Annotated in this window: 29 protein-coding genes and 1 pseudogene; 17 read left to right on the forward strand and 13 right to left on the reverse strand. The window is 65.2% G+C overall.

The features are described from left to right. Positions 1-198: 198 nt before the first annotated feature. The 3 genes from ACIBCN_RS36780 to ACIBCN_RS36790 all read left to right on the forward strand — a co-directional run bounded on the left by ACIBCN_RS36780 (position 199) and on the right by ACIBCN_RS36790 (position 2568). Positions 199-1383, forward strand: a complete 1185-nt coding sequence (locus tag ACIBCN_RS36780) for a glycoside hydrolase family 76 protein (RefSeq protein WP_396996570.1) — start codon at positions 199-201, stop codon at positions 1381-1383. A 29-nt stretch (positions 1384-1412) separates the two neighbouring features. Beyond that, positions 1413-2285 carry a LysR family transcriptional regulator gene (locus ACIBCN_RS36785; protein ID WP_396996571.1) on the forward strand — a complete coding sequence of 291 codons (873 nt, stop codon included), beginning with the start codon at positions 1413-1415 and terminating at the stop codon, positions 2283-2285. Between the two features lie 100 nt (positions 2286-2385). Continuing rightward, on the forward strand, positions 2386-2568 hold the full coding sequence (locus tag ACIBCN_RS36790; RefSeq protein WP_396996573.1) for a 2-hydroxymuconate tautomerase family protein: 183 nt from the start codon (positions 2386-2388) through the stop codon (positions 2566-2568). A gap of 90 nt (positions 2569-2658) precedes the next feature. On the opposite strand, the gene ACIBCN_RS36795 is transcribed toward ACIBCN_RS36790, so the two are convergent. Continuing rightward, positions 2659-3237 (reverse strand): hypothetical protein, encoded by a 579-nt coding sequence (locus ACIBCN_RS36795; RefSeq protein ID WP_396996574.1) that lies wholly within the window; start codon positions 3235-3237, stop codon positions 2659-2661. Between the two features lie 165 nt (positions 3238-3402). Here ACIBCN_RS36795 and ACIBCN_RS36800 point away from each other — a divergent pair, with 165 nt between their 5' ends. Continuing rightward, complete coding sequence (locus tag ACIBCN_RS36800; protein ID WP_396996575.1) at positions 3403-4641, forward strand: sensor histidine kinase; 1239 nt, start codon at positions 3403-3405, stop codon at positions 4639-4641. After that, complete coding sequence (locus ACIBCN_RS36805) at positions 4631-5329, forward strand: response regulator (protein WP_396996576.1); 699 nt, start codon at positions 4631-4633, stop codon at positions 5327-5329. The genes ACIBCN_RS36800 and ACIBCN_RS36805 overlap by 11 nt, the downstream gene beginning before the upstream one ends. Here the strand turns inward: ACIBCN_RS36805 and ACIBCN_RS36810 are convergent, their stop codons facing one another. Further along, complete coding sequence (locus ACIBCN_RS36810; protein WP_396996577.1) at positions 5330-5983, reverse strand: hypothetical protein; 654 nt, start codon at positions 5981-5983, stop codon at positions 5330-5332. Between the two features lie 19 nt (positions 5984-6002). On the opposite strand from ACIBCN_RS36810, the gene ACIBCN_RS36815 reads away from it, so the two are divergent. The 5 genes from ACIBCN_RS36815 (at position 6003) to ACIBCN_RS36835 (ending at position 9547) form a co-directional block, all read left to right on the forward strand. After that, complete coding sequence (locus ACIBCN_RS36815; protein ID WP_396996578.1) at positions 6003-6236, forward strand: hypothetical protein; 234 nt, start codon at positions 6003-6005, stop codon at positions 6234-6236. A 100-nt stretch (positions 6237-6336) separates the two neighbouring features. Next, on the forward strand, positions 6337-7350 hold the full coding sequence (locus ACIBCN_RS36820) for an NAD(P)-dependent alcohol dehydrogenase (RefSeq protein WP_396996579.1): 1014 nt from the start codon (positions 6337-6339) through the stop codon (positions 7348-7350). A gap of 148 nt (positions 7351-7498) precedes the next feature. Then, the gene (locus ACIBCN_RS36825) at positions 7499-7888 is read left to right on the forward strand and encodes a hypothetical protein (protein ID WP_396996581.1); all 390 of its coding nucleotides are present in this window, start codon (positions 7499-7501) and stop codon (positions 7886-7888) included. Positions 7889-8014: 126 nt separating this feature from the next. After that, positions 8015-9160, forward strand: coding sequence for an alpha/beta hydrolase family protein (locus ACIBCN_RS36830; RefSeq protein WP_396996582.1), 1146 nt, complete (start codon positions 8015-8017; stop codon positions 9158-9160). A 60-nt stretch (positions 9161-9220) separates the two neighbouring features. Then, positions 9221-9547, forward strand: a complete 327-nt coding sequence (locus ACIBCN_RS36835; RefSeq protein ID WP_396996583.1) for a hypothetical protein — start codon at positions 9221-9223, stop codon at positions 9545-9547. A gap of 44 nt (positions 9548-9591) precedes the next feature. On the opposite strand, the gene ACIBCN_RS36840 is transcribed toward ACIBCN_RS36835, so the two are convergent. Together ACIBCN_RS36840 and ACIBCN_RS36845 are read right to left on the reverse strand one after the other, a co-directional pair. Then, positions 9592-10185, reverse strand: coding sequence for a GNAT family N-acetyltransferase (locus ACIBCN_RS36840; protein WP_396996584.1), 594 nt, complete (start codon positions 10183-10185; stop codon positions 9592-9594). 68 nt (positions 10186-10253) lie between these two features. Beyond that, positions 10254-10454 (reverse strand): DUF5988 family protein, encoded by a 201-nt coding sequence (locus ACIBCN_RS36845; RefSeq protein ID WP_396996586.1) that lies wholly within the window; start codon positions 10452-10454, stop codon positions 10254-10256. 306 nt (positions 10455-10760) lie between these two features. On the opposite strand from ACIBCN_RS36845, the gene ACIBCN_RS36850 reads away from it, so the two are divergent. From ACIBCN_RS36850 to ACIBCN_RS36860, 3 genes are all read left to right on the forward strand, one after another. After that, positions 10761-11573 carry an IclR family transcriptional regulator gene (locus ACIBCN_RS36850; RefSeq protein WP_396996587.1) on the forward strand — a complete coding sequence of 271 codons (813 nt, stop codon included), beginning with the start codon at positions 10761-10763 and terminating at the stop codon, positions 11571-11573. A 291-nt stretch (positions 11574-11864) separates the two neighbouring features. Next, complete coding sequence (locus tag ACIBCN_RS36855) at positions 11865-12953, forward strand: fatty acid desaturase family protein (protein WP_396996589.1); 1089 nt, start codon at positions 11865-11867, stop codon at positions 12951-12953. 361 nt (positions 12954-13314) lie between these two features. Next, positions 13315-14220: a cutinase family protein gene (locus tag ACIBCN_RS36860; RefSeq protein ID WP_396996591.1), complete on the forward strand. Its 906-nt coding sequence runs from the start codon at positions 13315-13317 to the stop codon at positions 14218-14220. Between the two features lie 45 nt (positions 14221-14265). Here ACIBCN_RS36860 and ACIBCN_RS36865 read toward each other — a convergent pair whose 3' ends face one another. From ACIBCN_RS36865 to ACIBCN_RS36880, 4 genes are all read right to left on the reverse strand, one after another. Continuing rightward, entirely contained in the window at positions 14266-15003 is a 738-nt protein-coding gene (locus tag ACIBCN_RS36865; protein ID WP_396996592.1) for a copper homeostasis protein CutC, read from the reverse strand. A gap of 58 nt (positions 15004-15061) precedes the next feature. Further along, complete coding sequence (locus tag ACIBCN_RS36870; protein WP_396996594.1) at positions 15062-15469, reverse strand: hypothetical protein; 408 nt, start codon at positions 15467-15469, stop codon at positions 15062-15064. 433 nt (positions 15470-15902) lie between these two features. Next, the gene (locus tag ACIBCN_RS36875) at positions 15903-17195 is read right to left on the reverse strand and encodes a hypothetical protein (protein ID WP_396996595.1); all 1293 of its coding nucleotides are present in this window, start codon (positions 17193-17195) and stop codon (positions 15903-15905) included. A 60-nt stretch (positions 17196-17255) separates the two neighbouring features. After that, the gene (locus tag ACIBCN_RS36880) at positions 17256-17789 is read right to left on the reverse strand and encodes a hypothetical protein (protein WP_396996596.1); all 534 of its coding nucleotides are present in this window, start codon (positions 17787-17789) and stop codon (positions 17256-17258) included. Positions 17790-18799: 1010 nt separating this feature from the next. Here ACIBCN_RS36880 and ACIBCN_RS36885 point away from each other — a divergent pair. The 3 genes from ACIBCN_RS36885 (at position 18800) to ACIBCN_RS36895 (ending at position 20542) form a co-directional block, all read left to right on the forward strand. Next, entirely contained in the window at positions 18800-19918 is a 1119-nt protein-coding gene (locus ACIBCN_RS36885; protein ID WP_396996616.1) for a helix-turn-helix domain-containing protein, read from the forward strand. Positions 19919-20086: 168 nt separating this feature from the next. Next, positions 20087-20224 carry a hypothetical protein gene (locus ACIBCN_RS36890; RefSeq protein WP_396996598.1) on the forward strand — a complete coding sequence of 46 codons (138 nt, stop codon included), beginning with the start codon at positions 20087-20089 and terminating at the stop codon, positions 20222-20224. A 171-nt stretch (positions 20225-20395) separates the two neighbouring features. After that, positions 20396-20542: a hypothetical protein gene (locus tag ACIBCN_RS36895; protein ID WP_396996600.1), complete on the forward strand. Its 147-nt coding sequence runs from the start codon at positions 20396-20398 to the stop codon at positions 20540-20542. Positions 20543-21147: 605 nt separating this feature from the next. On the opposite strand, the gene ACIBCN_RS36900 is transcribed toward ACIBCN_RS36895, so the two are convergent. From ACIBCN_RS36900 to ACIBCN_RS36920, 5 genes and pseudogenes are all read right to left on the reverse strand, one after another. Continuing rightward, the gene (locus ACIBCN_RS36900) at positions 21148-21309 is read right to left on the reverse strand and encodes a hypothetical protein (RefSeq protein ID WP_396996601.1); all 162 of its coding nucleotides are present in this window, start codon (positions 21307-21309) and stop codon (positions 21148-21150) included. A gap of 927 nt (positions 21310-22236) precedes the next feature. Further along, positions 22237-22491 (reverse strand): DUF664 domain-containing protein, encoded by a 255-nt coding sequence (locus tag ACIBCN_RS36905; protein ID WP_396996603.1) that lies wholly within the window; start codon positions 22489-22491, stop codon positions 22237-22239. Positions 22492-22588: 97 nt separating this feature from the next. After that, a pseudogene (locus ACIBCN_RS36910) lies at positions 22589-22792 on the reverse strand (DUF664 domain-containing protein); the annotation flags it as partial. Between the two features lie 251 nt (positions 22793-23043). Beyond that, complete coding sequence (locus ACIBCN_RS36915) at positions 23044-23559, reverse strand: hypothetical protein (protein ID WP_396996604.1); 516 nt, start codon at positions 23557-23559, stop codon at positions 23044-23046. 919 nt (positions 23560-24478) lie between these two features. Continuing rightward, positions 24479-25273: a TniQ family protein gene (locus tag ACIBCN_RS36920; RefSeq protein ID WP_396996606.1), complete on the reverse strand. Its 795-nt coding sequence runs from the start codon at positions 25271-25273 to the stop codon at positions 24479-24481. Between the two features lie 169 nt (positions 25274-25442). On the opposite strand from ACIBCN_RS36920, the gene ACIBCN_RS36925 reads away from it, so the two are divergent. Next, positions 25443-26240 carry a hypothetical protein gene (locus ACIBCN_RS36925; RefSeq protein WP_396996607.1) on the forward strand — a complete coding sequence of 266 codons (798 nt, stop codon included), beginning with the start codon at positions 25443-25445 and terminating at the stop codon, positions 26238-26240. Positions 26241-26537 lie beyond the last annotated feature (297 nt).

The raw sequence follows: 26537 nt of genomic DNA on the forward strand, positions 1-26537 counted from the left end.
CTGTGCGCAGACAAGGGGGAATTGCGCAGGTGTCATCTGCGAAAGCGCAGAAAGCGCCGATGGTCTGGGCGATCGATGAGCATCAATGCCCAAATTTCCGATCACACAGCGTCAGCGAGGGACGATGCTCCCTGCGGTCGAGTTGCCGGATTGCCCGGGGGAGTAGCGGATAGAGTCGCTCGCGAAGGAGGTCGGTCGATGCGTCGCGGTCGGAGTGGGGTCAGTAGGCGGGCGGTGCTGTGGGCGGCGGCCGGGGTGGGATTCGGTGTGGCCGCGACCCCGGTAGTGGCGTCCGCGCAGGCGCAGGCGGAGAGTGCGCGGCGGGCGGGGCTTGCGGAGCAGGCGATTTCGGTGCGGCATCTGCGGCCGCTGTGGGGTTTGCCAGGGACGTTGCTCGGTGTCACGGCTTGGCCGCCGTCGCCCTTGGAAGAGGTCTTCGAAGAGTGGAACTATTGGTTTCAGGCGCATCTGGTGGACTGTGCGGTCGACGCCGCGTTGCGCGCTCCCGCGGCTGAGCGCAGGGATCGAGTTGCCGCGATAGTGCACGGTATTCGTGCGCGCAACCTCACCGGCTGGACGAATCAGTACTACGACGACATGGGCTGGCTGCTGTTGGCTCTCGAACGGGCCGATCGGACGCTCGGTGTCGAATTCGCCGACGGCATCCATGATCTGCGGGCGGCGCTGGACGAGGGCTGGGATCCGGCGGTCGGTGCGATGCGGTGGCGGGTCGGCTCGGACTATTACAACTCGTGCACCAATGCGTCGACCGGCATCGCGTTGGCCAGGCTCGGTGACCTCGCGCGCGCCACTCAGCTCGCCGATTTTCTCGATACTCGGCTGCGCGCGAACAACTCTGGTCTGATCATCGACGGTGTCCATGAACCGGGTTCCCAAGTCGAGCCTGCCGTTTACACCTATAACCAGGGCACAACCATCGGGCTGGAATCCGAATTGGCAACGCGCACAGGGTCGTCCGAGCAGCGCCGTCGAGCGACCGCGCTGATCACCGCGACCGGTACCGGAATGACCAAGAACGGCGTGATAGTCGGCGCCGGTGGCGGCGACGGCGGGCTCTTCATGGGCATCCTTGCCCGCTACCTGGCGCTGGCCGCAATCACGTTGGGCGACACCACCGCCGCGCGCATCGTGCACGCCTCCGCGCAGTCGGCCTGGACGCACCGCGCCGACGTGAACGGCCTCCCACTGTTCGGCGCGGACTGGTCCGAGCAGGCCAGTGTGCCCGATCAGCCGGAGAATCCGCTGCATCTGTCGAACGGCAGAACGGCCGCGTCGGCGAACCCGGCCCGCGATCTCTCCGTTCAACTGAGCGGCTGGATGCTGCTCGAGGCCGACTACCAACTCACCGCCGCCGGACTGTAGCGACACCACCTGCCCGTAGGGTCGGGCCGGTGGAATTGCGTCAACTCCGATACTTCGTCACCGTCGCCGAGGAGCTGCACTTCGGGCGGGCCGCCGAGCGGCTGCACATCGTGCAGTCGGCGGTCAGCCAGCAGGTTCGTCAGCTGGAACGCGAGCTCGGCGTCGAACTGTTCGATCGGTCGCCGCGGCGGGTCGTGCTGACGGAGGCGGGTGCGCAATTCCTGCCCGGTGCGCGCGACGCGTTGGCCTCGGCCGCGCGCGCGAAGGCCTCGATCACCGGGTTCGTCGCCGGCGCGACACTGCGGCTGGGCACCAGCACCGGTCTGGGCGATCATCTGGATCGCATCATGGAGCGGCTGGTGCCGCAGGTGCGGGTCGAGACCGTGTCCGCGTCCACCCGCGCGCGCGTCGAACAGGTGCTGGACGGGCGACTCGACGCCGCGTTCGTCCGCGGTCCGGTCGACCATCCGGGTCTGCGGCGCATCCCGGTGTGGGAGGACCCGCTGCTTGTCGCGATCTCGGCGCGGCACCCGCTGGCCGACGCACCGGAACTCGCGTTGGCCGAGCTCGCGCCCTACCCGCTGCGACTCACCGAGCGTCGCGCCAACGCGCCGCTGGTCGACCTCGTTGTCGACGCCTGTCACGAGGCCGGATTCGAGCCGGTGCCGGGTCCGGTCAGTTCCGCGCTCTCCGACACCCTGGCGATGATCGGCTCGGACACCAGCTGGACCGTCGTCTACGCCGCGCACGCCCGGCAGCTGCGCAGCACCAGGGTGGTGTTCAGTTCGCTTGCCGCGCCGGGACTTTCGCTGGACACCGCGCTCATCGTGCGCAGCGCCGCGCCGCCGCTGGCGCTGGAGATCCTGCTCGCCGCCTGCGAATTCGACGATCACCATCGGTGATCGCTGCGTGCGCGAACCGGGTCTTGGTCAAGCAGGTGATATGCAGCAGATTTGTCGGTAGGCCCGCTCGAGCCGAGCGGACACCGAGAAAGGAAAACCGATGCCGAACGTCATCGTCCAGCAGCTGCCCAAGACCGACGAAGCCAAGCGCGAGCTGGTCCGCCGGATCACCGATGCGTTCGTCGACGCCTACAAGTCGCCGGCCGAGTCGGTGCACGTCTGGATCGAGGAGTTCCCGGCCGATGGTTACGCGGTCGGCGGAAAGTTCATTGCCGACAAGTAGTCGGTCGGCGCGACTGGACCCCGCCGGAACTCGGCGGGGTCGGTCGCGACGAACTGCGCAGGGCGGCACCGTGGTTGGCAGCCACGCGGGTTACCGGCTCGCCTGCTTGCTCGGCAACAGCAGCACGTTCAGTAAGGCGGCCGCCGCGGCCATCAGCAGTGCTCCGTCGAAATAGTGAAACGCCATCGCGCCGAGATAGGTCGGGCCGCCCCAGGCGTTCACGGTGAAGTTCGGGTCGAGGCCGCCGAGGACCTGCATGCCGATACGGAACGGGCTATACACGAGCAGGGCGATCGGCAGGATGCTGAGCAGCAGCCGCAAGAGAGCGGTCGGGTGGGTCAGGATCGACCGCAGCGTGCGCACCAGCCGGTGCGCCGCGGACGTGCTGACGGGAGCCAGTAAGAGCAGTAGGAACGAGTCGATGCCGCGCCGACGCAGTACGACGGAGATGAGGGCGGCGGCCAGCACGAACAGCAGGGTGTGCGGCAGGACAGCGGCCGTCCCTTCGACGTGCGCCTCGTGCTCCGGGGACCGGTTCAAGTAGCTCACCCCACCGGACACGATGCCCAGCGTGAGCGACGTGGCGGCGATGGCGAGCAGCGGGCGCGACAGCCACGACTGGATGTCCTCGGAGCGAGCGCTGACTGACCTAGTGCCGTATGTGTTCATGTCCCAACTGTCGTCCGCTGACCTGGGCGTTGTCGTCATCCCGTGGCCACGAGATCGCCACCCGCTCTGGACGGATATCGCACGACCTGTCCGACTTGCGGATGATTCGCGCGCTCGACCTCGGGGCGATGTGCCGGTACTCCCTGGCCGATTACCGTCTGCGCTATGGCAATCACTTCCTTGCCGCCGGACCAGACCGCGCGGCCGTGGCATCAGCGGCTGACGCCGCTCCGGCACCGGCCGGGCAATGCCGGTCCGGACGCGATCGACATCGCGATCGCGGTCGGCAGTTTCGCCGCGTTCACCCTGCCCTTGCTGGTGGGCACCGTCAGCGGGATCGGTTCGACGGCCGCCATCGCGATACTCGGCGCCGCCGCGGTGGCCCCGCTGCTGGTCCGGCGTCGCTGGCCGCTCGCCGTGCTCATCGCGGTGACCGCGGTGCTGTGCCTCGCCTCGCTACTCGGCGTTCGATTCACGCCGTGGGTGAGCAATACCGGGCCGGCCTTCGGCGTCGCCGTGCTCACGCTGGCCGACCGGCGCTCGCGCCGCGATTCATTGCTCGCCACCGGTGCCGCGCTCGTCGCCATCTGCATTGCCGCGTTGGTCGGTACGCACCTGCATCCCGATCAGGACCAAGACGCCGTGCAGCTACTGATCGCCGTGCCCGCTTGGCTGGCAGGCGACATGATCCGTACCCGACGCGACTACCGGAGCAGTATGGCCGCGCAGCAACGGCATTGGGCCGCCGAGGAGGAACGCCGGATCCGAGCCGAGGAACGGTTGCGAGTGTCGCGCGACGTGCACGATTTGATCTCGCACACTTTGAGCATGGTCGCCGTCCGCTCCGGAGTCGCTCGGTTACTGCTCGACGAGCAGCCGGGCGAGGCCCGTCAGGCGCTGGGCGCGATCGAGACGGCCAGCCGGTCCGCGCTGAACGAACTGCGGCGGGTGCTGGCGCAGATCCGCGAACCGGGGTGCGAGCCGGCCTCGGACGAACCCGGGCTCGACGAGATCGCCGACCTCGTCGACGGCTTGCATCACGACGGCCTGGTCGTGGAGTACCGGGTCACCGGCGAACCGGTCGCGTGCCCCGCGCTGCTGCAGACCACTGTCTACCGCATCGTGCAGGAAGCACTCACCAACGTCGTGAAGCACGCGCACACCGCCCGCGCCAGGATCGAGATTCGGCACGCGCCGCATGAGCTGGCCGTGTCCGTCACCGACGACGGACCGGTCGCCGACTCGTCCGAGCCGCGCGACGCGAGTGGCTCGGGTCTGGGCCTGGTAGGGATGCGTGAACGAGTGTCGTTGTTCGGCGGCCGTTTCGAGGCAGGGGCGCGACCCGAGGGCGGCTTCGCCGTCGCCGCGTACTTCCCGATCGATGAGGATCACTATGTCCACTGAGACCGCCGAACCGACTGGCAGCGACCCGATCCGGGTACTGATCGCCGACGATGAAGCACTGGTAAGGGCGGGGTTCCGCGTTCTCGTCGATTCCGCGGCGGACCTCACCGTCCTCGGCGAGGCGAGCAACGGCGGCGAAGCGGTCCGGCTCACCCGGCAGTTGCGACCCGATGTCGTGCTGATGGACATCCGGATGCCGATCATGGACGGCCTGGAGGCGATGCGGCACATCGCGGCAGGCGGCACGGACGGGCCGCACGTGTTGATAGTGACGACGTTCGATCAAGATGAGCACGTTTTCCAGGCATTGCGCAGCGGCGCAAGCGGTTTCATCCTCAAAGACTCACCGCCCGAGGAGTTGTTGCGCGCGATCCGGGTGGTCGCCAACGGTGACGCCCTGCTCACGCCGAGCATCACCCGTCGGATGATCAGCGCGTTCGCCCGCCAGCCTTCGGCGCCGTCGTCGCTGCCCGGCGCGGTGGCCGCGCTCACCGACCGCGAGCGAGAAGTCTTGGAGCACATCGCCGCCGGCCGCTCGAATGCCGAAATCGCCGACACGCTTTACGTGAGTGTCGCGACCGTCAAAACCCACGTCGGGCGCCTGCTCACCAAACTCGACGTCCGCGACCGCGCCCAATTGGTCGTTCTCGCTTACGAAACCGGCATCGTGGTGCCGGGCAACAACTGATCAGTCCGGCTTTGCCGGTGTCTGGACCGCGATTTCGTCACCCAATTCGTAGCCCCCGGTGAGGCGCAGTCCGTCGCCGCTCCAAAAGCGGCCCGGGTCATACCAATTGGGGCTGCGATGCTGAGGAAGCAGCCCCATCGCCTGATAGGTCGCGGCCACGATCTCCGCGCAATACGCCTGCTCCAGCTCGCGGGCGGCCGCCTGGCGTCGCTTGGGCAGCGGCAGGCTCACCCGGCCGCGCAGCCAGCGCCCGGCGAGACCGGCGGTGGACGGGAAGGGCGTGCCGTCGAGGCGCGCGATGGTGCGCAGCAGGCTGTCTTCCATCTCGCGGGTGGCAGGCAGGTTCAGCTGACGCAACCACGCCCGCTGACCGTAGCGGTGCGCCCACACCAGCACCGCATCGCGCAGATTATGTAGTTGGACGCCGCGGTGCGTGGCGCCGGACCACATGTCGGGCAGCGACCGGCCGAGCTCCGCGTGCCAGATCAACGGCGGCATGTCGTCGAGCACGACCGACATGCCGACATGGTTCACCGGACTGTTCGTTGTCATCCTGATCGCCCGGTCAGCCGCCGAATGGCCACGGAACAGCCAGATGTCGCCCGTTCTCGTGAGCTCGAGCGCTCGGTCGAGATTGATGCTCGTCCCCGTCATGACCCGTAGCCTATGCGGAATGAGGTGGTGGAAAGCAGTGGGATTGGCGGGTGCGGCCGGAGTGGTGGCTACCGGTGTGGTGGTTGTGCGCGCCGAGCGGCGCCGTCGGGCGTACACCCCGGACCAGGTTCGTGAACAGTTGCACGTGCGATTCGCCCAGGCGACGTCGGCGGAGGCTGTCGAAACCGCTGATCCGGCACCGGCGGAGGGCCGGGGGATTCTTGCCCGCCTACGCCGGTTGTTTCGGCGCTGACCGGACCCCGCCACGCTGAACCGGCGCATTCCGCTGCGCGCGGCCGATATTCGGTGTTCTGATCGATGCGGGATGCTGGGCTCCGGAAGGCAGTGACGACATGCGCGCAGCGGTGTTGGCGACGGTCGGCGAGATCACGATCGTGGAACGCGCTGTGCCCGAACCTGGCCCGGCCGAGGTACTGATCAAGGTCGGGGCGGTCGGGGTATGCGGCTCCGACGTGCACTACTTCGAGCACGGCCGGATCGGCGGGCACATCGTCGAGCGGCCGCTGGTACTCGGTCACGAAGCGTCCGGGGTGGTGATCGGGCTCGGTGCCAACGCTCGACGTCATGCTGTCGGGCAACGGGTTTCGCTCGAGCCGGGCGTACCGGACTTCACCTGCGTGCAATGCCGGGCGGGCCGCTACAACCTGTGCCCGAATATGCGATTCTTCGGCACACCACCGATCGATGGGGCGTTCTGCGAATATGTGGTGCTGCACGAGGAATTCGCGCACCCGGTGCCGGACTCGCTGACCGACGAGGCGGCGGCGCTGCTCGAGCCGCTGTCGGTGGGTGTCTGGGCGTGCCGGAAGGGACGCGTGCGCCCGGGCGATCGAGTGCTGGTGAACGGTGCCGGACCGATCGGGCTCGTCTCCGCGCAGACCGCGCTGGCATTCGGCGCGGCCGAGGTGGTGATCACCGATGTGAACCCGCGGCGGCTCGCCGTGGCTACCGAACTGGGGTGCACGCGAGCGGTGGACGTCAGCGTCACCGAACTCGGCGCGATCGGGTTCGAGCCGAATGTCCTCTTGGAATGCTCCGGGCAGCCGGCGGCGATCGGTGCCGCGATCCGCACCGTGGCCAGGGCGGGACGGGTGGTGCTCATCGGCATGGGCGGCGACGATGTGCCGTTGCCGCTGCCTTATCTACAGGAACATGAGCTGGAGCTGACCGGCACCTTCCGCTACGCCAACACCTGGCCGACCGCGATCGAGCTCGCGGCCAGCGGCCGGGTCGACCTCGACCGGCTGGTGACCGGCCGGTTCGGCCTGGATCAGGTAACGGCGGCATTGACGAGCGCCCGCGTCGACCCGGGCTCGATCAAGCCGATCGTGCGGCCGGGCAGCTGACGAACCGTCCCCGAAACATCATGGCCCGCAACATTTCACCGCATGCCACATTGCGGGGCGCGCCAATCGGTCGTGCGCATCGGCGAACACCTCTAAAGTCGAGACCGACCGGGATACCTCGGCGACTACGGAAGGGGTAAGGATGTCGATGACCATCAACTCCGAACGTCTTGCGCGCGGTGCCGCGCTCGCCTCGGTGGCGGCCGCGGCACTACTGATCGGTGCCGGAACGGCCACCGCCGACGAATGGCCCTCGGACAACGGCGGCGCCCTGTCGGTATACGAGACGAAGGACTTCGCCGTCCCGAGCGACGCCGACTACTGGAATCCGTTCTCCGACCGGCACCGGCTGAGCTCACCGTTCGGCACCAGCACCCGCATCGTGTGCACCAGCTTCCACGGTGTCCAGCAGGACTGCTGGCAAGCCGACCTGGACGGCAACCCACACAAACTCAACAAGGCGCCGCTCGACGTGCCGTGGGCCGGCTCCGCCCAGACGGGGCGCTTCGGCCCGACCCATTACGTCTATCCGGGCTGAGAGTCCTCGCTTTCTTACTTCGTTTTGTCATCGGTCTGGCGTTGATTTGCCGACGGCTGCGCAAGATCGACGGCGAACACTTGGTGATTGCCGCCGGGTGCGCCGACGACAAGAGGAGTTCGGAAGATGCGCGCTGTAGCCGCGATCATGCTCGCCCTGACAGTGCCCGCGGCCGGGCTCGTGTGGGCGCTCGACAGCGAAACGACGGCGCCGCCGCGTTCGGCGGTATCGACCCCGGGGACCCAATTGCCCACTCCCACTGGTTCTTTCACGGTCGGCCGCAATGTGCTGCACCTGGTCGATGCGGCACGGCAGGATCCGTGGACGCCGACGCAATCCCGCGAGCTGCTGGTCAGCATGTACTACCCGGCGCAGCAGAGCGAGGGAGTCCGCGCGCCGTACGCGACCGACGAGGAGAGTCGATCGTTGATCGAGGGCGCGGGGCTGACGGGCGTTCCGGTGCAGGCGCTGAGTAAGGCCGGTACCCACGCCGTGGTCGATGCCGCGCCGGTCGACGGCTCTTATCCGCTGGTGGTGCTGTCACCCGGCTTCACCGCGGCCCGCTTCACCCTCACCGCGGTGAGCGAGGAGCTCGCCAGCCGAGGCTATGTGGTGGCCGCCGTCGATCACGCCGGTGAGTCGTTCGGGACCGAGTTTCCCGGCGGTCGGATGTCCCCGTGCGTGGCGTGCGAGCGCATCGGCGAGGACGGTGCGTTCACGCTGATGGCCGAGACCCGGGCGCGCGATACGTCCTTCCTGCTCGACCGTCTCACCGGCCCCGCCCCGATCTGGCCGCATGCCAACCTCATCGATGCCACGCGGATCGGCATGGCGGGCCACTCGATCGGCGGGGCGAGCACGGCCGCCGCGATGGCGATCGACGCGCGAGTGCGGGCCGGCGTGAACATGGATGGATCGTTCCAAGTGCCGGCCGACGGGCTCGGCGAGCGGCCTTTCCTGATGCTCGGCGTCGATGGCCAGACCAGTCCCGGCGGCGGGGATCCGTCTTGGGACGAGGCGTGGACTCGACTGCACGGCTGGAAGCGATGGATGACTGTCGTTGGCGCGGAGCATGATTCGTTCGCCGATACCGGCACGCTGGCTGAACAGGCCGGTGCGTCGGGCAAGACCGCGCTGCCTGGCAATCGAGCGGTGGATATCACGCGCACCTACGTCGCGGCGTTCTTCGATCAGCACCTGCGGGGCATCGCGCGACCGTCCCTGGACGATCTGGCCTCCACCTTCCCCGAGGTGCGGTCCAACAATCAGTGACTATGGGCGGGCGATACCTGGCAGTTGTAATAGTCTGCCGGTATCACCGATAGTCAAGGCATGAAACGAATACTCGCATGCGTAGGTATCGGTGCCGCCGCTCTGATGTTCGCTGCTCCGATCGCCGCTGCCGACCCTGACGCCGACGCGGTGCTCGCCAACCGGCACGACTGGTCCGGTGAGTTCATGTCCCAGAACAATCTGCGGCTGTCGTCGCGGATCGTGATCAGCCCGTACGGCACCAGCCGTCCGATCATGTGCAGCGGCGGTGACGGGCACTACTCGCTGTTCCCGTACGACTGCACGCAGAACGACGACAACGGTGTGCCGCACCAGCTGGACCGGGTCATCGCGCTCGGCGGCGGGGGCGTCTGGCTCTATCGCTGATTTACCGCACAGAAAAGGTTCCGCCTGCCCCGCAGGCGGAACCTTCATTCTGTCGGCTGTCGATCGGGCCGGTCCGCATCGCGCAGGTCGCCCGGCAGCAGGCTGAACAGCATGGTGTCGCGTCGTCCGCCCTGAAAGCGCATATACGAGCGCATGATTCCCTCGAGAAAGAAGCCGGAGCGCACCGCGACCCGCTGGGACGCGATGTTGTCGGGGGCGCAGGCCAGTTCCAGGCGGGCGAGGTCGAGCACGTCGAATGCCCACTGTGCAAGCAGGCGAACGGTTCTGGTTGCCGCGCCGCGGCCACGGGCCTGCGGGGTGAGCCAGTAGCCGACGCCCGCGCGTCGCTGGTCGAGATTGATGTCGTACACCGAGCATCCGCCCCACACCTGGTCCAGCGCGGCGGCGTCGACGATGGCGAGGCTGAGTTTCTCGCCGCGGGCCCGCGCGCGCTCCTCCTGCTCGATGTGCTCGCGGATACGCGCCTCGGTGACCGGCTCGTCGGTCGACAACGTAAAGCGCTGGAACTCCGGATCGGCGTAGCCCGCGAGCCGTTGATCAAGGTCATTGTTCTGCCAAAGACGTAGCGCGACAATGTCATCGGTTAGCGGCGGATCGGGTACCGGTAGTACTGGCATGCCCGACACGCTAACCGGCACACGCAGGGAATCGCGTGCCCCCTGCACACAATGTGCTCGGAGCCGATTCACTCGGCGGCTCGGGTGCGGAACGACCACAGGTAGACCGGAAGGTGGCGCCCGTCGAGTTCGACGTCGAAGCCGGTCGGATCGAAGTGTTCGTAGCCACTCAGCCGGGGCACCTTCACCGAGTCGGACGCGGTGGCCGCATCGATGTGCCAGAGCTGGGGTTCCGCGGATGGTCCACCGACCAGGACGATATCGATCATCTGTGACACCGTGCTCACCTGTCTTGCTATCTGCCGAGAACGTCGGGGGTTACCGACTACCGAGGACACTAGGCAGGCGCCCAGCGGCAATGAAGGCCGTGTTCCGCGCAATGGAACGTCACTCGAATGGTCGCGCCGGCCCCGTGCCGGACCGGGGTTTCGATCATGAATCCGGGCCTCAGCTGCGGCGACGGCCTTTGCACGGTGTACGTGCAAAGGCCGTGGCGGCAGTGCCGCCGCGCGTCGCCGCTGACGTAGGGTGCGTATTCGCGAGCTCGGGGACGAGGGCTTCGTAAGGGAGTTGAAATGATGCGTGTGTCAGCCGACGCCGACGCCGACGATCTGGTGAGTCGAGCGGCTCGCGTGCTGGATCTGCTGGGGGACCAGGCGACTCCGGTAGCGCTGTCGAACATCGCCCGCGGGGCCGGCATCCCGAAGACCACGGTGTGGCGGCTGCTCAAGATCCTCAGCGCCAACGGCCTGGTCGAGCGGCAGGAGGTCGGCTATATCGTCGGGCCACGGCTGGTGCACATCGCGGCGCTGCCCGAGGACCACGAACTGCTCCGCGCGTCGGCGATACCGTTCCTCGTCGATCTGCACGTGCGCACCGGGGCGATGGTTTCGCTCGGCGTGCTTTCCGGTTCGGAGGTGCGCTACCTGGAACGGATTTACGGCCACCTGGCGGCGCGAACGCCGTCTTATGGTCGCACCTTCGCACCGGCGCACTGCACCGCGATCGGCAAGATCCTGTTGGCTTACGCGCACGACCGCCCCTTCGAGCTGGCCCCGCCGGGCGCGCTGGCCGCGGTCACCCCGCGGTCGATCACCGACATCGATGAACTGAGCGCGCAGCTGGACGCGGCGCGCAGCATCGGAATCGCCGTCAACGACGGGGAATTCGTGCGCGGCGTCCGCTGTGTCGCCAGCCCGGTGCTGGACCGGCAGCGGCATCAGCCGATCGCGGCGGTGGCCATCGGCGACGCGACGTCGAGTCTGGACGTGGAACGCGCGAGCATGCAGATCCGGCAGACCGCCTTCGCCGTATCGGTCGCGGTCCGGGCCGCGGCGCACGCCAGGCACGCGTCGTCCAGGCAAGAGGACATGAGCCGCACGTGCTGAGGGGCGGGATGAACCGCCTACGCCGCCAGCGAATTGTCACGCAGATGTGTCGCCGATCCGGACACGCGTTCACCTGATCGTGGCCTCGTCGCTTCATCCTGGATGGCGACAGGCAAGCCGCGGGGTGCCGACTTCCGATACCCGCTGTAGTCGGCGGCGGCCCGGCAGGCGACAGTTAGAGCCAACAGAACACCCACTGCTAGCAGGATGCGTAGGCGCCCCGTGGTAACAGGAAGATCTACCGGCTCGGCGGCACCGAGATCCGCCGCCGCGACGAGTACGGTCGCGGACGTGTTGGACTACATGGATCCCGGCGGGCCGGACGCCGCGCAATCGCCATCGACGGCGCAGACCCGTACGCCGAAGCGCGGCAGCGAGTACGCGGTGCTGTTGCGGCGGGTGCGGGACGCTGGACTGCTCGACCGGCAGCTGCGGTACTACCTCGGCAAGAGCGTCGTCATCGGTGGCGCGTTCGTGGCAGGCTGGGCCGCGTTCTGCTGGCTCGGTGACTCGTGGTGGACGTTGGTCCCCGCGGTGTTCCTGGCGGCGGTGTTCGCCCAGATCGCCTTCCTCGGCCACGATGCCGGGCATCGGCAGATCTTCGGCACCCGGCGGGCCAACTACCTGTACGGGGTGATCGCGGGCAATCTCGGGATCGGGCTGAGCATCGGCTGGTGGACCAGCAATCACAACCGGCATCACGCGCACCCCAACACCGAGGGCGCCGATCCCGACATCATGGGCATCCTTGCGCACTCCGGCGATCGGGCCAAGACCGGTAAAGGCTTCCGGCGCTTCATTTTCCGCCACCAGGGTTGGTTGTTCCTTCCGATGCTGCTGCTCGAGGCGGGCAGCTTGCACTTCTCCAGCGTGCGGGCGGTGCTGCGCTGGTCCATCCCGAATCGGGTCTGGGAGGGTGTGCTGCTCGCCGCGCATGCCGCCGGCTACCTCGCCGCGGTGTTCCTGATTCTCTCGCCGGCCAAAGCGGTGGCGTTCATCGTGGTGCAGCAGGGCCTGTTCGGGTTCTACATGGGCTGCACCTTCGCGCCGAACCACAAGGGAATGGCGGTGCTTGCCGAGGACGATGCCACCGATTTCCTGCGCCGCCAGGTGCTCACCTCCCGCAACGTACGTGGCAGTTTTCTGGTCGATACCGCGATGGGCGGCCTCAACTACCAGATCGAGCATCACCTCTTCCCGTCCATGCCGCGGGTGAACCTGCGCCGGGCGCAGCCGATGGTGGCGCAGTTCTGCGGCGAGATCGGGGTGCCCTATTGCGAGACTGGCCTTTTCGACTCCTACGCCCAGGCGCTGGGGCACCTGCACACCGTCGGCCAAGCGACCCGGCCGGCCGGGTCGGTGAACCAGATTGAGGCATAACCACATACGGACCTGACCGACGATGCCACGCCCCGCACGTTTCGGCGTTCGCTGGGTGGCCGAAAGGCGATATCCGCACCGGCCTGGTCGAGTGCGGATTCATCGCGCCGCAACGATCCGTCCGGGATACCGCCGATCCGTCACCGATTCGAAATCCGCACGTCGACGCGAATACTCCTCACGTACTGTCGAACAGGCTGGCGCTGGACGGACTTTCTGGGGACACTGATCCCATCTGCGGGGAAGTTCCCGACGACAACTTGAAGTATCCACCTGAAGAAAAGACAGTCATCGGCGCTCAAACGGACACCGAGCGCCTTCGCCGACCGGGCAATGCCCGGCAGTGAACACGGAGTACACGATGTTATCGCGATGGAAGAACACGGCCGCTTGCGCGGCAGCGATGGTCACGGCCGCGCTACCGGTCGGCGTCGCGTCGACCGCACAGGCCGCCCCGCAGGACTGCCCCGAAATGTATGTCGTAGCGGTTCCCGGTACCTGGGAGACCTCGAATACCGATCCAGGCAAGGGCATGCTCTCGGCGGTCGCCGACAACTTGCCGGGCAACGTCCGGACCGACTATGTCGTGTACCCGGCGACGGCGTTCCCCTGGGAGGGCGACGTCTACGGTCGTTCCAAGGGGGAGGCTATCGACCATGCGCGCGGCTTGGTCTCCACGATGGCGCAGCACTGCGACAACACTCGATTCGCGCTGCTCGGTTACAGCCAGGGCGCGGACGCGGCCGGTGATCTGGCCGCCGAGATCGGCACCGGGCTCGGCGTTGTCTCGCCCAACCGCGTCGCGCTGGTCGGGCTCATCTCCGATCCGCGTCGCTCACCCACCGACACCCTGATCGGCCCGCCCGTCGCCGGCGCGGGCGCGGGTGGTCCGCGGATCGGCGGCTTCGGCTGGCTCAGCCCGCAGACCTACACGTTCTGCGCCGCGGGCGACCTGTACTGCGCGACCCCCGACGGCGACTTCGCCGCCCGTTTCGCCGGTCTCTTCGCGCAGATCTCCAACCCGAATCCCGCGCTGTTCGGCAACTATCAGCAGCAAGCCAACCAGCTGATCGCCGACGCTCTCGCGGCCGGCGGTCTCGGCCTGCTGGCCGACCAGCTGAACAACTCGGCGTACGAAGAGCGCAAGCGTCAGGTGGACGACTTCTTGAAGTCCGGGATTCACCAGAGCTACCCCGGCTATGCCATCGGCGGCGGTGCTACCCCGCTCACCTGGCTGCGGCAACGCCTGATCGACGCGACTCGCTGAGCGCAGCGCGGTCCGGCGGCGAACAGCGGCCGGACCGCGGCTCACTCAGTGGCTTCGACCGTGCACGATCTCGCAGAGCGCGGCAACCTCGGCGGGATCGGTGTCGAAATGATCGAAGCCTTGGGGGACACCAACTCCCGCGAACAACGCCGCGCTGTTCGCGGCACCCGGCACCGGCGTGCGGACCGCCGCGTGCAGATCCGAGACCCCGGTCGCTTCGATCGCCTGGACAGCATTCGATGGCCGGACACCACCGCACGCCATCACCTCGATCGCCCCGCCGGCATGCAGCACCAAATCTTTGATCACCGGTGCCCCATCCAGCACGGACCGTTGCCGGCCTGAGGTGAGCACGCGAGTGAAACCGAACGAGATCGCCTGATCCAAGGCATGCCGCGAAGACGCACTGACATCGATCGCCCGATGAAACGTGATATCCATGTGCTCCGCCGCGTCCACAAACGCCGCGCACACCGGATCAAGCGCCCCGGCCGCATCGATCGCACCAACCACAACCCCGTCGGCACCCGCCAATCGAGCCGCCCGAATATCCCGAACCATCACCGAAACCTCATCCGCCGAGTACTGAAAATCCCCCGACCGCGGCCGAATCAACACGTGCACTTGCGTTTTCACAGTCCGCCCCACCGCGTCCTCGATCAACGCCGCACTGGGCGTCAACCCCCCATCGGACAACCCACTACACAACTCGACCCGATCCGCCCCCGCCCCCTCCGCAACCCGCACCCCACCAACCGACTCAACACAAATCTCTACGCGCACACCGCCGAGTATCCCTTAACCGCAACTGGACAGCCTGCCGACGGACCGCAGCTCGGGATCACTGTGTGGCGCCTTCGATCGCCTGCCGGAACTCGTCGGCGTCCGGTCCTGACAGCTCATAGGTGACTGTGATCGGCTCTTCTGGGTTCAACTCCGCACGTGCGGGCGGGCCAGGCACCATTGACGCCACCAACGCCACCAACTCTGTATAGGTCAACGCCTTTTGCGGCGCCGACGGGTCGAAATCATTGATGACACCGCGTTGTAATGGCGTCCCGCCGACTTGCGGCCACCACACCTCGAGCGTTGACCATGGAACCCCCTGGAGCAACGCAACTTGGAGGTCCTCCGGTGCCAGATCGTTGCGGCCGTGTTGTTCAGCGACTTGTGCGGCGCGGCGGAGAAGTGAGATCACTGCCGGGCTCGCCCCCGTGATTGTGGTGACGGAACCGAATCGTGAGGTCATGGCGTCGAGACTATCGCCCGTACTTGCTGTGGCCACCTGTATCGAGCACCTCCATCGGAGAACCGTCGGGCATGGCGTAGAACCGTGTCCCGACACACCACAACCGGATTGTTTTGCCAGGGGTCGGGCAGGCTGTCTTGTCATTCTTCGTGATCGGTTGTTCCGCACAGCGGATTTGGGAACAGAGCTGGGGAGTCAGTAGAACTCAGCTGAAAGCGTTCACTGCATCTGCTTGTCATCCGGCTATCAGTGGACCTACGGGTCGGCACACGAGGGCTCGGGGAGGCACCCCCAAGAAATCGATGTCGAAACCGCAAGCCCGACAGTTCATTATCGGCATCGTGGAATCCTGGCTGGATGGAAAACTCGCCGACACAATTAGGCGGCAAGCCCTGGAGGGGCGCGGCAGTGCTTTCAGATCGGTATCGTCTGGTTAACGGTCGCGGGACTGTCCCCGGTCGCGGCCTTGTGCCTGTCCGGTCCCGCCACGTTCAACACTCGTCGCGTGACCGGGTGGTTCCCGCACTGCCCCACGAGGATCGGTGGCTTGCCCTAGCCAGTGCAGCCGTTCCACTTCCGTAAGCCGACCCTGTTCCTGGAGTCGCTCGAACGCTGCGTTGCGAGCCGCGTCCTGCTCTCTCGCCGTCTCCCGAGCTTGTTGCTCCTTCTCGGCTGCCTGCGCCTTGTCTGCCGCCTCGCGTTCGGTGCTGGCAGCGTCGGCAAGCTCCGGGGTAGGTCGTTCCCCGATCTCGACTGTTTCTCGCTCCTGGGACTGTTTAGGCACCGGGAATGGGAATTCGCGCAATACCTGTGCACGGGCTTCGCGCTCGATCCTGGCGCGGGCGGCTTCGGGCGATTCACGCTCCGGGGTGGTCTTCTCTGGCGCCTTACCTGTCGAGGTTGACCCAGCCGCAAGTCGGGCCTGAAATTCCCGTACGGCTTTCTCGGCAGCCTCACGGGTGACCCGATCGCGCTCGGCCTCCGGCGTTTTGCCTTCTTTGGCTCGGTCGGCTGTCGGCGCTTCAATTCGACGGAGCTGATCAGGAGCCGGGAACTCCAGCGCCACCCGTCTAGCGGCCAGCTCGCTAGCGGCTCTAGCGCGGTCCTTGTCCTCCCGTGCCTTCACGATTTCCCGTATATTCGTGAGCCGTTCCCGAGCGCGCTCTTTACGATCGCGCGCCTTGGCGATCTCTGCGATCTTCGCCCGACGATTTTCTAGCGCCTGCGCTTTCCCTTCCCGCGCCTTTTCCCTGATTCCGGATAGTTCGAGCTGCTGCGCTTTCCCTCGCTCGACGGCAAGACCTCTCGCCCAAATTTCCCGAGCGTCGGTTCTTGATATTACCTGATGCTGAAATTGATTCGGGAAGTCCCGACGCAATCCGTCAATCAGTTTCTGTAGGTCTTTCGCGACCGGCTCACGTTCGACCGATCGCAGCAAGTGCTGGTGCTTGTCGTTCGCCTTGAGAAGCTCCCGTATCGCCTCTAGCTGCTTTTTGTCTTTCTGCCCTCCAACCCCACCGGATTTATCCTCTATGGAGAACGTGTGCCCGTTGGCCTCTTTGACGTGGTCGAACTGAATATTGCCTTTGATGGTCTCGAATGTGCGGGAGCCCTGGACGTACCCATTCTCGCGGTCGTGAAAGAATCGGTCGGCACCGTTCTCGAATATCCTGCCACGCGAGTTGTTGTCGAATCTATCGCGGTCTCTGTCGTATTCGTCGGACATAGCTGGCCACACCCCCCCGGTGTGCAGAACATGCGAGTGAAAGGTATTACGAGGCGAGGGCTACGGAGCGGACGACGCTTCTGAATCAAGCTTCTCTTGGTGATAGGCTGCATACTCGCGAAATATTTCGGCGAGTGTCGAGAACATTCCGTCATGGACATCCGCGTCGTATTCTATGACGCTTTCCATTAGGCCCCATATTGTGTCTACGTCTTCGTCTAGCGTGTCGAATCGAAGTGCTGGATTGACGTGGTCATAAAAAGAATGTTCACGGCCGAACCATTTGTATTCGATCCATTCGGCCTTGGTGAACCTGACAAAGCACTCTCCCATAAAGCAAATAAATGCATCGACCATGTCGGCGCATTCAGGAGCTGCCGCAGTAGCCATATCTGGGAACAGCTCCGCGACGATCGGATCTAGCCGTCTGACCTCGGGCGAGTCTTCCGGCCACGGCTCCGCAGGGATTTCGCCAATGCCTGCGTAGTCCATGAATTTCTGTGCTTGCGCTTTGCGGCGGTTGGGGTCGACCCATTTGCCCCACTCGGTTCGCTCGACGCCGAGATCCATCGTCAGCTGTTCGTCGTCACTCACGTCTACCCCTCTCGTTATGGCCGGAACGGGCCAGTGTCCGCGTGCACGGATCAAGATACAAGCAGCTCACGACAGAGATCGGTCCTCGAACATCCTCATGACCGCGCCCCCGACTTCGTAGTGTCGGGCACGAAGTCAGCGCGGTCGTCCACGACCCGCGTTCCGACCCACCGGCAGCGGCCCGGAATTATCCCGTCGTGATCGCTGATCTTCCCGTCAACCACCGGAACCATGCCAAGGCAGAGCATGGACGTGCAACCAACCCTGAGCAGTTCACCCGTGGTCTTGTGGAACATCGCGGCCCCGCCTTTGCGCTGGGATGCCTTGATCCATGGGTCAGACCCGCACTCACATTTCGTCGTCATCTTCTACGCTCCCAACGGGTTTGGTTGATCGGTCGGATCGAGTAGCGCGACCCAATAGTCATGGCGTAGGGCGTCCCACAGGTCGTGATGGTCGTAGAACGCCTCGCGCGCTTCCCACAGCGATGGCGGGCCGTCGAGTATCACTAATCCCGGTGCAGCGGGAGTTCAGTCCCACTGGGCCATCGGTAGGCCGGCGACGAATCGGCCCGATTCCGAAAGTTGAGTACCTGACAGTCGCGACTTACGAGCCGCCACGTCACGACCTTCCGGCTATCGGGGGATTCGTTGGTACGCAACCGATCTCGGTTCATTACGTCACCTCCCGGTGGTGCCTCCCGGTGCTGAGGGTTGGTGCGGCACCCCAGCACCGGGCGGATTCAGTGAGCGCTGTCCATCGCTGGACAAGTGGCCCGTTGGACGGGTCGCGTGGTGGAAGCTTGTTCGGCATCTGCCGACCTCCCCTGCGTCGACTACGGCTTAGGTGGCCCGGCCTCCGGTAGTACGAAGGAAGCACCCGAAGCGGAAGTCGATGCGGATCTTGGTCCAACTCCCAGCCGGGCGTTGAGTAGTAGTCTCGTGCTATACCGCTTGACGCAGAACAGGTTCGGTGTCCACAAAGGTCCACAGATCGGATTCGGCGACGCGATGGATAGTCCCGGCGCACTTCTCCGACTCGCTCGCGAATCGCAGCGAGTTAGCCTGGCGGTGCTTGCTGGGCGAACTCACTACTCCAAGTCGCTTCTGGGGATGCTGGAGAACGGTCAGCGGGACATCAGGGCCGAGCACATCACCGCGTATTCGCGCGCGTTGAACGTCCCTGTAGATGCTCTGATGGCACCTCCGGATGATCCGATTCGTATCGCGCACGAGTGGCTTGTAGCCGACTCTGTGGCGACGATCCATTCTGCTTCCGGGCGACGCGTCGGAAACGACCTGGCGACCGACCTAGAGAACCGAGTGATCGAACTGCGTCACCTGGACGACCACGTCGGTGGAAAAGACTTACTGCCTCTGGTCGACCGGGAGTTCGAAGACGCTCGCTGGGCCATCAAGGAGTGCAGCTACACCGATGAGATCGGTCGGCGGCTCCGGACTAGCGCCGGGGAGTTGGCACAACTTGTTGGATGGGTTGCCAGCGACGCCGGTCGGTACGCGCAGGCTCAGCGCGCGTATCTAGACGGGCATAAGGCCGCGACAGCGGCAGAAAATCGAGTGTTAGCCGGTCAGTTGTTATCGAGCCTCGCCTATCAGATTTCGAACATCGGCGATCCGGCGGACGCAGCGCTTCTTGCAAAGACTGCGGTAACTGGTGCACGAGACGCTACGCCAGTAGTTGAAGCACTTCTGACAGAGCGAGTTGCATGGGCATCGGCTCGGTCTCGTGATCGGGACGGGACGATGCGTGCCCTTGATGCGGTCGATGATGCGTACGAGCGGCGGTCGGCAGACATCGAAGAGCCGGAATGGGTCTACTGGTTGGATCGCTCTGAAATCAATGTGATGGCTGGACGCTGCTTTGTTGAGCTGGGCCAGCCGGGCCTCGCCAGTCCGCTACTTCTGCAGGCGATTGAGGACTACCCACAGGAGCACCCTCGAGAGGTGGCGCTGTACCAAACGTGGCTAGCGGAGTCGTACCTACGGAACCGTGAGTTCGATGCGGCCGAGGCGACGATCGCTGCTGCTCGTAAGGCGGCGGACGCGGTGCATTCTGCCCGGCTCGATCGCCGAGTCGGCGAGATCGAACTGTTGCTGGCCGGGGGCTGAGCGAAGCCGCAAGAGTTCAACCGTAAGAGGGCGACTGGCGCTGTGAGCCCCCAGCTCGGTCCGTCCTTCGGATCGGGCTCGACATAGGTGCATCCTCGCGGGATGTAACCCTCGGCAATCGAGTACTCCGCGGCTTGCCTTGCCGACCTGTGGACGCTCGAGGCACGGGTGCTAGCAGCGACTGGTGACAAGGTCGGCACCGCGCACGCGGTCAATGCGGCTGAGCGGGCCTTCGAACAAGTCGAGCCGGAGCGGGAAGCCGAGTGGGCGGAGTTCATTGATGAGGCATATATCTGTGGCGAGTAGGCGAACGCCTTCCGGGATCTTGGGCAGCCGGATGAAGCTGCACCGCACGCCAAGCGCTCAATCGCATACGCCCGCAGCCAGAATCGAGCCCGGCGCGGTGCGTTGTCGCATGCGGCCTTGCCTGTCAGCCACCTTCAGAACCGGGACCTTTACGCGGCTTACGCTGCCAGCGTGCGAACGGTGAACCTGTCGAGCAAGGTCAAGTCCTCGCGGTCGGTGGAAGCTGTTCGAGACATCCAGCAACGAATGGTGGCGTTCGGGCCGCATCCATTGGTGGTGGGCTTCAACGAGCGTGCTAGAACACTGCTCGTCGCGTAGATGAGCCGGTGAAATCGGAACTCGCAACGGCCCCGATCAAGTACTCCACTGGGGGCAGGCGCGAAACCGTATGCTCGTGCAGGCGCAGCCGACACGGTGCTCCGAGTTGGCTAGGGCGGTGAACTCCGACGTCGCTTATCGGTGAGTCATGACGTCAGGCGACGAAGCTGAGATCAGCTGATATCGGTGAAATCTGACGTTACTGACGAGCGTGTTACGCGGGATAGGCGTGTCCACAGAATGCGCGGTAGTGTCGAATTGAGGGTGCTACACCGTTGTGTTCGACGCTGCTACTTCCCGAGAGTGGGTCGGATAGAGGCTTAGCGGGTGACGCGCCTGGGGTGGCCCATACTCGAATCTGTTGGGGTAGCGGGATCTGCACGAGTCACTGACGTCCACAGCAGAATGCATGACGCGCATCGAGCAACTGACTCTTGCCGCCAACAGCGAGGCCACGAAGGGGTCGACACGGCCGGGTTGGATCCACAGCCACCGATACGGACAGAGAACCAGTTCAACGCTTGTGGCGAGGTGATTCCCCCGGTATCCGCTGGTACCGGAACATCATGGCGCGCGTCGACCTCACCGACCGCTAGACGGATCTTCTACTTTCGGGCCTTCGCCTCGTCGACCTGCCGCTGCAAGCTATCGGCCTCCTGCCGAACCTTGCTTAGCTGCTCCTGCAAGGCTTTGAGCTTCTTCTCCTCCTGCTCTCGTTTGTACATGTTCTGCGCCGCCGTTTCCCTCTCCTCGAACTCGCTGCTCATAGCATCTCCTCCTAGGCGTGTTCAGGCATCGCCGTTCGATAGCCTGGACGCATCAATGTTACGCGCCCGCAAGGGATCTGAGGATCTCCTACTGAGATCTCGCGCCAACGTCATCCCCGAACGGCGCGTCGTCGGGATCTCTCGAAAACGATCATTTCACCGAGACTGGGCCGCCACGCCCGGATTCCCTAGTCGCCCCCTGCCCGGTGAGTGTCGGAGAAACGTGTCGGGAGGTACGACGTTTCGGTGGGGGCGTCCGCCCAAGCCAACGTCCGGAAATGCCTGAGCTCGCACCGCTGCGCGGGCATCCGATCAGCCAGCAGAGCTCACTCCGGATCGGTTGACCTGGCATAGCATTCGACTCGGCCGCCCCACGCACGATATTGCCCGAGTTGCCTACATCCGCAGAGTGGCGGGTGATGTGTCGTTGTGATGGAGCCGCAGATCCGGGCGCTGGCAGTCGAGTATGCGACGACGATGATCACCGAACGTGATCGGCTGGCAGGTGGCAGTCGAGTCCGGCTTCGAATCACGAACGGGCCCTTGGTGATCGAACCGCTCGCCGGTGCTCTGTTCTTGGAACGCTGACCTTCTGTCCCTTCCGCAGTTTCACGTGAGGGGGCTAGGCTGGTAGCAGCGCTTCATTCCACCATCGAGGGGAACAGTCAGTGTCTACCGAAGAGCAGCCCACCCCGGACCGAGACGCCGAGACCGACTCTGCCGCAACCGAACAGCCCACTCCGCCTGTCACCTCCAGGCGCCTCGCGGTAGATCAAGACTACGAAACCGATCCGCCCATTGAGGCAGAAAGCGACTACTCGGAGTAGGCCCGGTCGGATAGCGAGTTGGATTAAGTCTCCCCGGTATAGGAACCATCCTTCGTGGTTGGTTCGCGTCAGGTGCTGCGATCGCCGATGACATGCCGCACTACCGGGTCAGCCGATCAAGCAAGGTGCGCCTCAGCCCGAATTCTGAGCCAATCCTTGGGAACGAAGCGCGTGGCTCAACATTCTGTGACATGGGACGAACGTCCGGTAATGGCGTGTATTGCGCTGTTGTCCCCGTCGAGCCGTCGATCTGTTCGCGCGGGATGTCGGCGTGTCCTGCGTGTCGGCTGGTCTCGGTGAGCATGTGGACCAGGATGTTGAACAGCTTCACGTCGGGGCGGGGCCACCATGGCACGTGGCCCGGGGAGTCGATGGCGAGTGCGGTGATCGTCGCGTCTGAATGCCTTCCAGACTCGACGGTAACGGTCGGTGATCGCCTGACGCGTCTCGTGCTCGGTCGCCCACATGTCGGCGCCGCGCTCGTCGGCGTCGTCCCATCGAGGCAGAAGCTCAGGGAACGGTCGATCGAACACCTCGCCGAAGTACCTGGACTCCCAGATCGACAGGTGCTTGACCAAGCCGAGAAGGTTGGTGCCTGTTGGAGTCAGGGGCCTGCGGATGTCGTACTCGCAGAGCCCGTCGAGCTTCCAGAGCATTGCCTCGCGTATCTCTCGTAAATCGCTGTGCAGGTACTCTTTTGCGAAGTCATCGATCACGGTTCACGAGCCTGTCACTCGCCGCCGTTGGGCTCAACATGCGATCCGCGCGCGTGGTCGGCCAATCTGTGGGGCGACCAGGTTGCAGGTGCGAACGTCCCATATGTAGGGTCCCGAAAGTCGTGGCATCTCATGACGCTGTGACCTGTGGCTTTCAGATCCAGTCTCAGGCCCCGCCACTGCCTCCAGTCTCAAAACTGTGGCATTCCTTCATCGTTCCACGCCACCGCGGCGGAGCTTGGAATTCCAAGGTGCAGCTGTATGCCGTGATCCGCGATCGCCTGTTGATCAAGGCGCGAGAGTCGCCACCGAGCCTCGTCACGAACCCCTGGGTCCGTATCGGACGTCAGGGTCTGGAGTTGCCGGATGAGCTCGGCGACGCTGTCGCGGGTCGTCCAGCGTGGGTCACAGTCGAGTTCCGCACTGAGCTGCTCGGCGGTTCCGCCATCGTCGTCAGTCGTCTGGGCAAGGGCTGCGAGAACGGCACGTAGACCGGGCAGGTCCCCGCGTGCCAAGAGGGCGGCGGCCGTATCCGATGTCACTGCAGTGTTCTGAGCGTCGAGGAGGAGGCGGTGCAGGACGTCGGCGACGGCCTCGATCTCAGGCGCTGCCGCCAGGAACCGCCCTGCCGCGGCCCTGACGGACCATGAGGCAGCGCCGGCTTCTGTAATTGCATCGCTCAGTTTTTGATCTTTGGACCGTTCCATGTCACCAGGGTGCCTGCACCGCACCCGCCAACCCGAATCCTCCTGGCATGAAACATAACTGGCGAAGAACGTTCACCCCAGCTAGTCCCGCGTCTGAATAGGTTGCTGCGGTACCGGGCGTCGGCTTGCACTGCCCGGCTCGGTCCGTTGACTTCGCCGTCAGCTCCAAGATCCGACACCCCGATTACCTACCGAACGTCGGCTGACACAGCACTAGCGCAGGCTTGGCCGGTCGCCGAACCGTAAAAGAGGTTGCGTCAGCGGCACATACTCGGTGTGTGGAGGATTCGTTGTGGCGGTCGTCGCGACTCGAGTGGGTCGGCCCCGACGGCACCGTGTGGCGGCGGCAGCGACGGTGGCTGACTGAGCGGGAGGCCCGCGGCTTCGTTCGACGGGCCACCGGCTTGGTCGTCGTCGAGCGTGCCGGCGCCGATGGAGCGGAATTGGTCTGGCTCGAACCCGGCGAGCGAATGGCCTTCTGGGCGACGGAGGTGGCAGACCACGTGGATCTTCCAGGGCAGGTCTGCATCCCCAACGAACATGGCCGAACGTATATCGTCAGCACATGGCGGGGCGGAGCCGGTGAGAGGCTCGTGATGCTGGCGGAATCGTGCTGAACCCGGGCATGGTGTCAGGTCAACCTGAACAGCATCAACGCCGACCGGCCGTCGAGACCCTGGTGGGCCTTCGCGCTCGCCAACTCGAAACCTCCTGTTGCGGAAGCTAACTGACGAAGATCATCCACCAATCAGCCAGCAGGGGGAGCCGAATCTCAAAACCGTGGCGGATCCGCCACGTCACCGCCAAACATTCTGAGTGTCCTGTGCCAGTGAATCGTCCTCGTGGTGGGTGTGCTGACCTGCGGTGAGGAATTTTGAATGGCGAACTGGTGCGGGTCAGGGTCGCTGGGGTCGCCGGATTAGGGTGATCGTGCCATTAGATCTTGCTCGTTTTCGCGAGCGCTGAGGATCTCCGGGACGAGGGCGATAGCGTCGGGAAATTTCGCTGCGCGGGTGTAGGCGTCGTGGTCGGTGCTGAGGCCGCGGTGGTGGTTGAGGGTCTGGAGGGCGGGTAGCCGGTGCCGCCAGTGCAGCGGGATCGCGTCCTGTGTGGCTGGCCAGGGCGTGATGGCCGCGAGGGCGGATTCGTGGGCGTAGATCAGCTGCTGGGGTGTGCATTGGCGCAGGAGCCGGTTGATGCGATGCTGGGCGGCGATGATGTCGGGGCAGGCGGTGACGTCGAGGTTGGGCTGGCCGGTATCGCTGAGCCAAATACCATGGCGGGTGCAGACTTTCAGGTGAACGGGCAGGTGGACGGGGATAGGTTCGCCGACGCCGCGTCGGGCTGTGCAGAGGTGGCAGGCGGTGGTGGCGCGGACCGGTCCGCGGGTGTGGGTGGCGCCGAAGGCTGGTAGCGCCCCGGCCAGGCGCTGCGGGGTTGTCCGGGCCAGACGAGCGAGTGCCGATAGCGCGCCGGTGGTCGCGGGTGCGAGCATGTGGTGCTGGGCGAGTTCGTCGGGGTTGTTGACTTTTGTGGCGAACCAGGGTGGCAGAACGGCCAGAACCTCGGCGAGGGTGAGGTGGTTGGCTCGGGCCAGCCGTGGCAGGTAGGAGCTCAACTGCTCGCCGGTGATCGGCGTGACCGTGCGGGGCAGCACCACCGCCCGCTCGGCTGGGCCGCCGAGAGGGCGGGATCGGTTGATCAAGTCCAGCAAGAGATCTCCGGCGTGGCGCCTGCCACACGGTGATCACGTAGTGTTCCGCGCTATGGGGTATTCAGCCAACCGAATTCGGGCTACCGCCGTTGCCGCTGCGGTAATCGCCGCAACATTGTCGAACGCGACCGCGCACGCCGGTCCGGTGTCGGAATGTGCTGGATGGCAGATGGACACGCTCGCAAAAGGACTCGGCGAGCTGGAGAATCTCGAAGCCGACGGCCATGGCGGCTTCTATGTGTCCAGCATGCAAGCCCGCAAGGTATACGACATCGACTCGGCCGGGAACGCCGAGGTCGTGCTCGACGGCACCAAGGCCGCCGGATTGCAACTCCACGGCACGACCCTGGACATCATGGATGTGGGCAACGGTGCCGTCAAGGCGCTGGACATGACGACTGGCACGGTGACCACCGTAGGGCCGCTGGCCGGGAACGGACTGCTGCGGCTGCCCGACGGTGACCTGCTGACCACGTGGGTCGGCACCGAGGGAACCCCCGCCGCGGGGGTGTCCCGCTACCATCGGGACACCGGTGTCGTGCAGCCCGACTGGTCGCCGGTGCCCCATGGTGAGGGCCTGGCACTGAGTCCGGACCACACCGCCGTGTTCACCGATGATCTGTTCACCGGCCAGGTCTACCGGATCCCGGTCGATACACCCCAGCAGTGGACGGTCGTGGGCCGGCTGCCAGGGTTGTTACCCGGCGACGACGATCTCACCAGCACTCGGTCCGGAACCCTATACGTCGCAGGGCATATCGCCGGCGAAATCGACCGCCTCGATCCCACTACCGGAGCAACCTGTACGGTCGCCAGCGGCATTTCCAGCGCCTATGACGGTCCGTCCTCGGTTCGCATCGGCCGTGACGGTGATGGCTGGGCTCTCTACGTCACCGCTTTCGACGGCACCTTCCGCCGGATCCGCCCTCCGGCCGGCGTGGACCTCACCCCTGTCCGGGTCAACTGACATCAAGACGAAGTCCAGCTCAACCAGCCCAGCCGAGGTCTGCGCCCACTCGACAGCAGCATCCGCCACCGGCCACCATCCCGCCCGATACGATCAAGACAACGAGCAAACTGTAGTAGCAGAACTGGCCGGACGAGCAAGATTCACTGGCACAGAGCAAGATTGACTGTCACAGGACACTGAGATTCCGCCACGAGTTCTGAGACCCTAATGGGTGTAGATCAGCGAACCGCACGCGGATAGCTTCCAGTTTCGGGATGCTGGTCTCTGAGCCGCCGGCCGGTGAGCACTGTGAGA

Source organism: Nocardia sp. NPDC051052, assembly GCF_044456045.1.
In the GTDB taxonomy this organism is placed as follows: Bacteria; Actinomycetota; Actinomycetes; order Mycobacteriales; family Mycobacteriaceae; genus Nocardia.

Excerpts from the sequence above, each read along its gene's own strand:
- ACIBCN_RS36780 (WP_396996570.1), top strand. The coding sequence starts at position 199 with ATGCGTCGCGGTCGGAGTGGGGTCAGTAGGCGGGCGGTGCTGTGGGCG.
- ACIBCN_RS36790 (WP_396996573.1), top strand. The coding sequence starts at position 2,386 with ATGCCGAACGTCATCGTCCAGCAGCTGCCCAAGACCGACGAAGCCAAG.
- ACIBCN_RS36795 (WP_396996574.1), bottom strand. The coding sequence starts at position 3,237 with ATGAACACATACGGCACTAGGTCAGTCAGCGCTCGCTCCGAGGACATC.
- ACIBCN_RS36800 (WP_396996575.1), top strand. The coding sequence starts at position 3,403 with ATGGCAATCACTTCCTTGCCGCCGGACCAGACCGCGCGGCCGTGGCAT.
- ACIBCN_RS36805 (WP_396996576.1), top strand. The coding sequence starts at position 4,631 with ATGTCCACTGAGACCGCCGAACCGACTGGCAGCGACCCGATCCGGGTA.
- ACIBCN_RS36810 (WP_396996577.1), bottom strand. The coding sequence starts at position 5,983 with ATGACGGGGACGAGCATCAATCTCGACCGAGCGCTCGAGCTCACGAGA.
- ACIBCN_RS36815 (WP_396996578.1), top strand. The coding sequence starts at position 6,003 with ATGAGGTGGTGGAAAGCAGTGGGATTGGCGGGTGCGGCCGGAGTGGTG.
- ACIBCN_RS36820 (WP_396996579.1), top strand. The coding sequence starts at position 6,337 with ATGCGCGCAGCGGTGTTGGCGACGGTCGGCGAGATCACGATCGTGGAA.
- ACIBCN_RS36825 (WP_396996581.1), top strand. The coding sequence starts at position 7,499 with ATGACCATCAACTCCGAACGTCTTGCGCGCGGTGCCGCGCTCGCCTCG.
- ACIBCN_RS36830 (WP_396996582.1), top strand. The coding sequence starts at position 8,015 with ATGCGCGCTGTAGCCGCGATCATGCTCGCCCTGACAGTGCCCGCGGCC.
- ACIBCN_RS36835 (WP_396996583.1), top strand. The coding sequence starts at position 9,221 with ATGAAACGAATACTCGCATGCGTAGGTATCGGTGCCGCCGCTCTGATG.
- ACIBCN_RS36840 (WP_396996584.1), bottom strand. The coding sequence starts at position 10,185 with ATGCCAGTACTACCGGTACCCGATCCGCCGCTAACCGATGACATTGTC.
- ACIBCN_RS36845 (WP_396996586.1), bottom strand. The coding sequence starts at position 10,454 with ATGATCGATATCGTCCTGGTCGGTGGACCATCCGCGGAACCCCAGCTC.
- ACIBCN_RS36850 (WP_396996587.1), top strand. The coding sequence starts at position 10,761 with ATGATGCGTGTGTCAGCCGACGCCGACGCCGACGATCTGGTGAGTCGA.
- ACIBCN_RS36860 (WP_396996591.1), top strand. The coding sequence starts at position 13,315 with ATGTTATCGCGATGGAAGAACACGGCCGCTTGCGCGGCAGCGATGGTC.
- ACIBCN_RS36870 (WP_396996594.1), bottom strand. The coding sequence starts at position 15,469 with ATGACCTCACGATTCGGTTCCGTCACCACAATCACGGGGGCGAGCCCG.
- ACIBCN_RS36875 (WP_396996595.1), bottom strand. The coding sequence starts at position 17,195 with ATGTCCGACGAATACGACAGAGACCGCGATAGATTCGACAACAACTCG.
- ACIBCN_RS36885 (WP_396996616.1), top strand. The coding sequence starts at position 18,800 with ATGGATAGTCCCGGCGCACTTCTCCGACTCGCTCGCGAATCGCAGCGA.
- ACIBCN_RS36900 (WP_396996601.1), bottom strand. The coding sequence starts at position 21,309 with ATGAGCAGCGAGTTCGAGGAGAGGGAAACGGCGGCGCAGAACATGTAC.
- ACIBCN_RS36915 (WP_396996604.1), bottom strand. The coding sequence starts at position 23,559 with ATGGAACGGTCCAAAGATCAAAAACTGAGCGATGCAATTACAGAAGCC.
- ACIBCN_RS36925 (WP_396996607.1), top strand. The coding sequence starts at position 25,443 with ATGGACACGCTCGCAAAAGGACTCGGCGAGCTGGAGAATCTCGAAGCC.